The sequence below is a fragment of the Kitasatospora sp. NPDC001225 genome (assembly GCF_053597855.1).
In genome coordinates this window covers 1-9,138 of sequence record NZ_JBSFJC010000215.1, presented here as the reverse complement: position 1 = coordinate 9,138, position 9,138 = coordinate 1, and the positions used below count along the sequence as shown (strand labels likewise).

Genomic DNA, 9,138 nt, shown 5'->3' with positions numbered 1-9,138 from the left:
GCCGGGCCGGCCAACTCCGTGAGGGGGCACACCGGTTGACCGATGAACCGGTAGCTGCGTGCCGGCTCCCCTCGCGGAACAGGCTCAGCCCCAGAACTCCCGCAGGGCGGCGTTGACGGCGGCGGGCTCCTGGGTGTGCGGGTAGTAGCCGGGCACCCGCAGGAGGCGGCCGTCGAGGGAGTCCGTGAGGGACTCGGCCACGGCCACGAGGGGGAGCCCCACGTGCTCGCGGTACGCGGCCGGCGCGTGCTCCCAGGTTCCGCAGATCACCAGGACCGGCAGGGCGGCGCGCCGGATCGGCTCCAGGGGGATCCGCGCCTCCCAGACGGGCCGTTCCCCCATGGAGGTGGCGACGGCGCGGAGCCGGCGCGGCGTGGGCTCGGGCATGGCCATCCCCAGCCCTTCGGTGGACGCCCGCAGGTACTGCTCCGGCGTGACGTCGTCCGGGATGCCCGGGGCGCCGTCGCGCACCCGGTCGAGGAGTTCGGCGACGACCGGGTGGTGCGCGGCGGCGGTGAAGGCGGAGGGCTGGACGAGGGCGAGGGAGCGGACGAGGTCGGGTCGGCGCGCGGCGGCGATGAGCGCGGCGACGGCGCCGTTGCCGTGCCCCACGAGGTGGGCGCCGCCGAACCCCGCGGCGGAGGCCCCGTCGCCGAGAAGCCCCTCGATGTCCTGGGCGTCGACGTCGAAGTCGCTGCGCGCGGTGTCCGGGCTGTCGCCGTAGCCCCGGCGGTCCATCAGGAGGAGCCGCCGGCTGTCCGCGAGGGGCCGCTGCCCGGCGAACCCGTACGCGGGGTCGCTGCCCCAGGTGAAGATGTTGTGGACGAAGAGGGCGGGGACGGCCGTCGGGGCCGCCGGGGCCTCCGAAGCTGTCGGGGCCCGGCCTCCGCCGACCCGGTCGCGGTCATCCCAGACGGTCACGTGTACGGCTGCCATGGGGCATCCTCCCGAAGCCGAGGAACGTCAACTCCCGTGAGCCTAGACCTCGATCCACTGTTGACGCCTGTGTCGGAGTGCCACGGGGCAGCGTGCCGTGCGGCGTGGGGAGGCGTGCGCGTGCGGTGGGCACTCGGCCAACCCGCCCGGCGTCCGGTAGATTCTGCGCCCGGTTGATCGGCACACGAAGTGGCCGGGTGCCGTGGGTTCGACGCAGGGGGGCGACGGGTGCGGAGCGGGGACGGGCGTGTGGGGGGTCTGCTGGAGTGCTGGCGGGCCGTTGAGTTGTTCAGTCCGCCGCCGATTCCGGAGGTGCCGCGGAAGCGTCGGGCGGGTCGCCCTCGGGCGTCGGACGCGGTCGTCGTCGATGTGACGCCGGTGGCCGGGCAGGCGGCGGTGGTGCTGCCGTGGGCGCCGGAGCACCCGGAGACGGCGGCGCGGCGGGCACCGCGGGGGATGGTGTGGCGGCACGAGGTGTACGGCGGGGTGTACGACCTGGAGCTGCTGCGCCAGGCGATGATCGCCGTGCTGCCGGAGGGGACCGACCCCGATCCGGGGGTGCCGGACGAGGAGTTGGTGCTGTCGGGGCGGAGCGCGATGTTCGCGCTGGTCCTGGACGAGCACGGGCGTCCGGTCGAGGACACCTCGGTGGTCTCCGCGTGCGGCTGGGCGGCGGGTCGGCTCTTCGACCCGGGGCCGTCGGTGGCCGGGTGGTTGGACGGGTTCGAGGAGTTGGGGGAGGCGTTCGAGGTCGTGGTGGGGCGGCTGACCGCCACGCCGATTCCGTACGCGCCGGGGCCCTCGCCGCTGCCGAACCCGGTGACCGTGGGGGAGGAGGCCGTCCGCGGCTGGCGGCAGCTGATCGCGGAGATCCTGGGCGGCGCGGCGGTGGCGGCGGTCGGTGCGCTGTTCGGCGAGGTCGCCGGGGCGGCGGTGCGCGGGGCGACGGAGCCGCTGGTGCGGCGCGTCGCGGACTGGTCGGCGGCCCGCCGTCCGGACGAGGAGAGCGCGACGGGGGAGCCCGCGCCCGTGCCGCCGGAGCCGTCCGCTGACGAAGTGGCGCGGGACACCGGCCCGCGCCCGGTCGGGCTCGCCGACCTGGTCGCCCTGACCGCCCAGATCGCCCACCTCTGCGGCGTCGAGGAGCACCTGGACCCGCGGGTGATCCGGGTCCGCAGCCGGCTGGTCCACCGCCCGCGCGACCCGAAGGCCAAGCCCGCCGCCGCGCAGCCGTTCCTCAACAGCCTGCTGCCGCCCGACCTGGCCCGGGTCCGCGCCGCGCTCGACGATGGCCTCGGCCCCGCGCTGGAGGCCTACCTGACCGGCCGCCGGGACATCCCGGTCGGCGCCCGCACCGATCTGCGCGAGGACCGGCTCACCGTCCTCGACGGCGTCCACCCGGCCCTCGTCCCCGCCGGGCGCTGGCCCGCCAAGGCGCGGTACCCGCTCGCGCTCAGCCAGCAGTTCGCGGTCAACCGCATGCTCGCCGACCGCACCACCGCGGACGCCGACGCCGGCGGCCTGTTCTCCGTCAACGGCCCGCCCGGCACCGGCAAGACCACCATGCTGCGCGACCTCGTCGCCGCCCTCGTGGTCGAACGCGCCGCCGTGATGGCCGGCTACCGGCGGCCCGAGGAGGCGCTCGTCGGCCGCCCCTGGCGGGGCAAGGACCGCCAGGGCGTCCACGCGCGCTTCGTCTCCGCCCTCGACCCGCGGCTGACCGGCCGCGAGATCGTGGTGACCTCCTCGAACAACGGCGCCGTGGAGAACATCACCGCCGAACTGCCCGGCGCCGACGCCCTGGACGAGCACTGGCACGACGGCCCCGACCACTTCTCCGACCTCGCCTCCGCCCTGCTCGGCGGCGCCCCCGCCTGGGGGCTGGTCGCCGCCGTGCTCGGCAACAAGTCCAACCGGACGAGGTTCACCGAGCGCTTCTGGTGGGGCCGGCTGCCCGAGGACGAGACCGACGCCCGCGCCGCCGCCGGGCTCCCGCCGCTGCGCGGCATGAACGCCGTCCTCGGCGACTGGGTCCCGCCCAGCGTGCCCAGACCGGCCCGCACCCCGAGCGACCGCCGCGCCGCCCCGGGCACCGGTACGGCCGAGGCCACGACCGCACCCGCCGCCGCACCCACCGTCCCCGCCACGCCCGCCGCCCCTGCCCAGCCCGTCCCCTCCTGGCCCGAGGCCGTCGCCGCCTTCAAGGCCGCCCAGGCCGAGGTCGAGCGCCTGCGCGCCGAACGCGTCCGCCTCGCCGCCGCCCTGGCGGAGACGGCCTCGGGCGAGGCCCAGCACCGCCTCGACGCCCTGCGCGCCGCCATCGCCCGCGCCGACGACCGCGCGGCGGCCGCCGAGGCCCGTCAGGCCGCCGCCGTCACGGCTGTCGAGACGGCCCGCACCGCCACCCGTGCCGCCGAGGCCGCCCACCGGACCGCGGTCGAGCACGTCCCCCGGGCCCGCGAGGCCCTCGCCGACGCCCGGGCCGCGCTGGCCGCCGCCCGCGAACACGCCGACGGGCACCGCCGGCAGGTCGACGTGCTGACGGCCCTGCACGACGAGCCGCCCGGCGCCCAGCCGGGCCTGCGCGCCGGGCTGCGCCGACTGCTCCGGAGCGGCGCCGAACGCGAGGCCGCCGAGCAGCACCGCGAACAGAGCCGGGGCGAACTCCTCGCCCAACTCGTCCAGCAGCGCACCGTGTTGGAGGCCGCCCACGCCCACATCGCCCGCTGCGCCCAGGCCGAGGACGCCGCGGCCGGCCTGGACGCCCGCTCCACCTCGGCCGTCACGGAGGCCGAGGCGGCCGCCGGCCGCGCCCGCGCCCAGGAGGCCGCCGCCCGCGCCGCGGAGTCCACGGCCCGTACGGACGCCGAGCGGGCCAGGCAGGAGGCGTGGGCCGCCCGGCGCGAACTGGAGGGCGCCACCGCCGAACTCGACGCCGCCCACCGGGCCCTGCGCGCGGCCGCCGCCGACCTCCCGTCCCTGCCCCTCGACTGGCCGCGGCTCCCCGACCACGAGCAGGAGCTCGGCGCCCCCTGGGCCGACGAGGCCTGGAGCACCGCCCGCAGCGACCTGTTCCTGCGCGCCCTCGACCTGCACCGCGCCCTCGTCGCCAACACCGCGAAGCGGATCCGCGGCAACCTCCAGGTCCTGGTGGAGCTCATGGCCGGCAACAGCGGGCCCGTGCCCGAGGAGCAGGTCCTGCAGGCCTGGCAGACCCTCTTCCTCCTCGTCCCCGTCGTCTCCACCACCTTCTCCTCCATCGGCAGCATGTTCGCCCGCCTCGGCCAGGGCTCCATCGGTTGGATCCTCGTCGACGAGGCCGGCCAGGCCACCCCGCAGGCCGCCGTCGGCGCCCTCTGGCGGGCCCGCCGCGCCGTCCTCGTCGGCGACCCGCTCCAGCTCGAACCCGTCGTCACCATGCCGACCGCCCTGCAGCGCCGACTCCTGCTCGCGTACGGCGTCGACGAGGAATGGCTGCCCTCGGCGACCTCCGCCCAGGCCGTCGCCGACCGCGTCAACCGCTACGGCACCTACCTGCCCGCGCCCACCGGCGCGGAGGAGGACACCGTCTGGGTCGGCTCACCGCTGCGCGTCCACCGCCGCTGCGAGGAGCCCATGTTCACCGTCAGCAACGAGGTCGCGTACGGCGGCCTCATGGTCCACGGCACCCACCCCCAGCCCTTCCCCGACCCCGACCACGACGGCCTCCTCCCCAGCCGCTGGCTCGACACCCCCGACCCCGACCGCCCCGCCGACGCCCCCTGGGGCGAGCGCGACCGCCGCGCCCTCACCTTCCTCCTGGGCCGCCTCGACCACCATGGTGTCACCGTCGAACGCCTGCGGATCATCGCCCCCTTCCGCGCCCTCGTCGCCGAAGCCCGCGAAACCTGCCGCACGCTCCCCGGCTGGACGGCCGAACTGCTCGACGAGCGCTGCGCCACCGTCCACAAGGCCCAGGGCAAGGAGGCCGACGTCGTGATCCTGCTCCTCGGCGCGGGCCGCCCCGGCGCCCGCAACTGGGCCGCCGGCACCCCGCACCTCCTGAACGTCGCCGCCAGCCGCGCCAAACGCCGCCTCTACGTCATCGGCGACCGCGCCCTGTGGGCCCCGCTGCTCCACTTCGACGTCCTGGCCGCCGAAGTCCCCGCCTACGACCACGTCCACGACCGCGCCACCTGGCCCCTCGACGGCCCCGCCGGCTGAGCATGCGGGCACGGGGCGTTCTGACGGTGTTGGCACGAGAAGTCGGCCGGTCCGACTTCTCAGGTGTGGTCAGGTCCGGGCTGAGGCCCCGCGTACGGTGAGCGGCGGTCCGATGATGGGAGCGTGGAGAGTGCTTGCCGCCAGGACGGTCGTCGCGGAGTGCGACCGGATTCAGTGGAGTCTGGATCCGCTCGTGGGTGTAGGCCCGCTGCGGTTCGGCATGGTGTACGAGGACGTGGTGGAGGCGCTCGACGGCTTCCTGGAGCCCCCCGCGGGGAGCGCGAGTCACTACGGCCAGGTGCTGAGCGACGACTTCTTCCTCCCGCACTCCTCGAACAATTCGGTCCTCACGGTCTACTACGACGCCGAACGCCTGGTCTGCATAGTCGTCAACGCGCTACGCGGTCCGCAGATCACACTGGACGCACTGTCGCTGGTCGGCCGCGTGCCGTCCGAACTCGAAGCAGACTTCGTCGAGTACACGGCCACCCGCGGCTACGACCTGCGATACGGCCAGTACGGGGATCCGGGCTCGGAGGCGCTGGGAGTCGTCCTTCGCGCCCAGCGCGCCGGAGACGTCGTACTGAGCCGGCCGGTGCTGGTCGCCCAGTCCTGGGCAGAACGCTGTTGTGATGTCTCTGAGGGTCGCATCCCCGAGGCGGAATGGCGCGATCGGCACTGGTAGCCGAGCGGCCGGACGGTGGCAGGCGAAGCCTCCTGCCAGGCCGTCAAAGCCGGCGGCTGAGGCTGTGGCGACCGGGTGTCCTGAGGGTGTTGCGCGAGAAGTCGGCCGGTTCGACTTCTCACGTGTCCTCACCGGCGCCCAGGTGCGGCCGGGGTGGCTCCCGCGCCCGGGTGTCAGAACACCGGGGGACGCCCCAGTCGGGTCATCCGCCAGACCGTGGCCCAGCGCATCGGGCGGCGGGGTGGGCACGGGGTGCGGACGCCCTCCAGGAAGCCGGAGTACCAGGCGCGCAGTCCGGCGGCGGGCGGGCGGCGGGAGAGGGTGTAGACCGACCGGGAGGCGAGGTACGGCGGGACCAGGACGGCGGGCAGGCGACGTTTGGCCGGCCAGACGCGGTTGCGGGCCGTCAGCCGGTAGTAGGCGGCGTGTCGGGCGGGCTCGGTCCGGGGGTGCTGGAGCAGGAGGTCGGCCCGGTAGCGGATCGACCAGCCGGCGTCGAGGACGCGCCAGGCGAAGTCCGTCTCCTCGTGGGCGTAGAAGAACCGCGAGGGGAAGCCGCCGACCCGGTCGATGGCGCTCATCCGGATCGCGTGGCCGCCGCCCAGGAAGGTGGTCACCTCGCCGGAGCGCAGGGCGCCGGAGGAGCCCGGGCGCGGGAGGTGGCGGCGCTGGGTGTGCCCCGTCCCGTCGGCGACCCGGAAGCCGACGACGCCGAGGAGCCGCTCCCGCTCGAAGGCCTCCCGGACCAGCCGGAAGGTGTCGGTGCGGGGGAGCAGGCCGTCGTCGTCCAGGTTCACCACCACGTCCACGCCGCCGAGTTCGCGCAGCCGCCGGGCGCCGAGGTTGCGGCCGCCGGGGATGCCGAGGTTCTCCGGCAGTTCCACCGCGTCGACCCAGTCCGGGAGCGGCGGCAGCCGCACGCCCTGCCCGATCACCACGACCCGGGCGGCCTCGCCCTCCTGGGCTGCCACCGAGTCGAGGAGCGCGCCCAGCTCCCGGGGCCGGTCGCCCATCGTCAGTACCACCACGCCCAGCCTGAGGCCCATCCGCACCCGCTTCCGTCGAGGAATCCCGCAGATCCGGTGCAACGACCGGCCCGGCTCGGAGGTCACGTACGGATGGGAGCGAATGTTGGTACGGAGGCGAACGCCTGGAAGAAACCGTTCGTTCGGTTTTTCGGGCGCGGGAGGCGGTGCGCCGGAGGCCGATCCACCGGGGCGGCCGAGGCGTGCGGTCACCCACGGGGCGGTGGGGCCTGACGGGGTGTGGGGAGGGGGAGTGGTTGGCGGGATTCCTCGGCATCGTCTTGTCGGTCGTGGGTGGGGCGAAGCTAAGATACGGGGTGTTTGGTTTTGTTTTCCGGGAGCTCAGGGCGGGGTGGTTTCGGTGGTACGGCAGGAACGGGCGCTCCGGACACGTCGGCTGATCCTGGAGGCGGCGGCCTCGGTCTTCGACGAGTTCGGGTACGAGGGCGCGACCATCGGCGAGGTGGTCTCCCGGGCCGGTGTGACGCGCGGTGCGGTGTATTTCCATTTCGCCTCGAAGCGCGATCTGGCGCAGGGCGTGGTGGAGGAGCAGTTCGTCCAGGACGGAGTTCCCGAACGGAGCTGCAAGCTCCAGGAGTTCGTGGACACCGGGATGGTGGTGGCGTACCTGATGCCGCGCGACCCGCTGCTCAGCGCGGGTGCCCGGCTGTCGCTCGGGCAGGACCTCTTCGACGATCTGGGCGGCGGCGCCATCCCCGGCTGGATCAGCCGGTTCGAGGCGCTGCTGGTCGCGGCCGGCGAGCGCGGCGAGCTGCTCCCGCACGTCGTGCCGGCGGACACCGCGTGGCTGCTCGTCGCCGCGTGGACGGGGGTGCAGATCCAGTCCCAGAAGCTCTGCGGTCGGGCCGACCTGGAGCTGCGGGTGTCCGCGCTGTACCAGCACCTGATGCCGAGCATCGCGGTGCCGGGCGTGCTCGGCTCGCTGCAGATGGGGCCGAACCGCGGTGCCCAGGTGGTGGCCGAGGCCGCGGCGGCCCGTGCGGCGGCGGAGGGCGACCCGGAGGGCGGCGACCTCGATGGCGGTCCGGACGGCGGTCCGGATGGTGCGGGCGGCGCCGTGCGCGCCGAGGTGCAGACGGAGGTCGGGGTGGGCTGACGGCGGCTCACCGCCCGACCCACCTGCGGGAATCCGGGTGGGCGAGGGCGGCGGGGGCGGGCGAATCGGCGGCGACGGGACCACGGGGGTCCGGCGCCGCCTTTGGTTTGCCCGGGCCCGGCCACACGGTGCGGCGGTGGCACTGCCGAGGGTGGCGGGCCGCAACGTCCGCGCAAAACAAACAGCACGTTCGGTTTTGTATTGACAAACCGCGCGTCCTGTTTTTGACTGGTAGCAGTTGACCCAGGGTGTCGACCCGGGTGCCGGCCGTGGCCGTGGAGGCTGCGGCGTTCCGTGTGATTGGGGTGGTCATCGTGGAAATTCGGGTGCTCGGGGCGCTGGACGTCCGGGTGTGCGGGATATCGGTGGTGCCGTCGGCGCCGAAGCCGCGGCAGGTGCTGGGACTGCTGGCGCTGCGGGCGGACCAGGTGGTGTCGGCCGGGGTGCTGGCCGACGAGCTGTGGTCCGGCCGTCCGCCGCGCAGCGCACGCACCACCGTGCAGACGTACGTGCTCCAGCTGCGCGACCTCATCGACCGGGCGCTCGCGACGGCCGATTCGGCGCGGGGGGTGTCCTGCGCCAAGGACGTCCTGGTGACCTCGCCGGGCGGCTACATGCTCAACAGCGGCGGCGGGCTGACGGACCTCCGGGAGTTCGAGCGCCTGGCCGGCACCGGCTACCGGGCGATGGACGGCGAGGACTACCCGGGGGCGGCCCGGCTGCTCGGCGAGGCGCTCGCGCTGTGGCGCGGGCCGGCCTTCGCGGACGTCCCGGTCGGCGGCCAACTCGCCGTCGAGGCGCGGCGGTTGGAGGAGACCCGGCTCTGCGCGCTGGACCAGCGGATCGAGGCCGACCTGCGCCTCGGCCGGCACCGGGTGCTGCTCGCCGAACTCACCGTCCTGGTCGACCGCTACCGCACCCACGAGAGCCTGCACGGCCAGTACATGGTCGCGCTGCACCGCTCCGGCCGCCGGGGTGAGGCGTTGGAGGCGTACCAGCGCCTGCGGAACACCCTGGTAAGGGAGTTGGGCATGGAGCCCTCGGTCGGACTGCGGCGGCTCCAGCGCTCCATCCTGCTCGCCGGTCCCGAGCGTGTGTCCGAGCGCGGGTTGGAGCGCGGGTCGGAGCGTGCGGCGGAACGCGAGCCCGCCGGTGTGGCCGTCGGTGCGGCC

The 9,138-nt window shown here is 75.0% G+C and carries 6 protein-coding genes; 4 read left to right on the top strand and 2 right to left on the bottom strand.

What is annotated here, in order from left to right; translation table 11 throughout:
* Positions 1-84 precede the first annotated feature (84 nt).
* Entirely contained in the window at positions 85-936 is an 852-nt protein-coding gene (locus tag ACWDCZ_RS37315) for an alpha/beta fold hydrolase (protein ID WP_449818244.1), read from the bottom strand.
* Positions 937-1,314: 378 nt separating this feature from the next.
* Here ACWDCZ_RS37315 and ACWDCZ_RS37310 point away from each other — a divergent pair, with 378 nt between their 5' ends.
* The gene (locus ACWDCZ_RS37310) at positions 1,315-5,139 is read left to right on the top strand and encodes an AAA domain-containing protein (protein ID WP_449818243.1); all 3,825 of its coding nucleotides are present in this window, start codon (positions 1,315-1,317) and stop codon (positions 5,137-5,139) included.
* A 130-nt stretch (positions 5,140-5,269) separates the two neighbouring features.
* Entirely contained in the window at positions 5,270-5,824 is a 555-nt protein-coding gene (locus ACWDCZ_RS37305; protein WP_449818242.1) for a hypothetical protein, read from the top strand.
* 173 nt (positions 5,825-5,997) lie between these two features.
* Here the strand turns inward: ACWDCZ_RS37305 and ACWDCZ_RS37300 are convergent, their stop codons facing one another.
* A complete protein-coding gene (locus tag ACWDCZ_RS37300) occupies positions 5,998-6,870 on the bottom strand; it encodes a glycosyltransferase family 2 protein (RefSeq protein WP_449818241.1) in 873 nt (290 codons plus the stop codon).
* Between the two features lie 340 nt (positions 6,871-7,210).
* Between ACWDCZ_RS37300 and ACWDCZ_RS37295 the strand changes: the two genes are divergently transcribed.
* Together ACWDCZ_RS37295 and ACWDCZ_RS37290 are read left to right on the top strand one after the other, a co-directional pair.
* Positions 7,211-7,966, top strand: coding sequence for a ScbR family autoregulator-binding transcription factor (locus tag ACWDCZ_RS37295; RefSeq protein ID WP_388048030.1), 756 nt, complete (start codon positions 7,211-7,213; stop codon positions 7,964-7,966).
* 314 nt (positions 7,967-8,280) lie between these two features.
* The coding region (locus tag ACWDCZ_RS37290; RefSeq protein WP_449818240.1) for an AfsR/SARP family transcriptional regulator at positions 8,281-9,138 on the top strand (858 nt) is incomplete at its 3' end.

Excerpts from the sequence above, each read along its gene's own strand:
- ACWDCZ_RS37315 (WP_449818244.1), bottom strand. The coding sequence starts at position 936 with ATGGCAGCCGTACACGTGACCGTCTGGGATGACCGCGACCGGGTCGGC.
- ACWDCZ_RS37300 (WP_449818241.1), bottom strand. The coding sequence starts at position 6,870 with ATGGGCCTCAGGCTGGGCGTGGTGGTACTGACGATGGGCGACCGGCCC.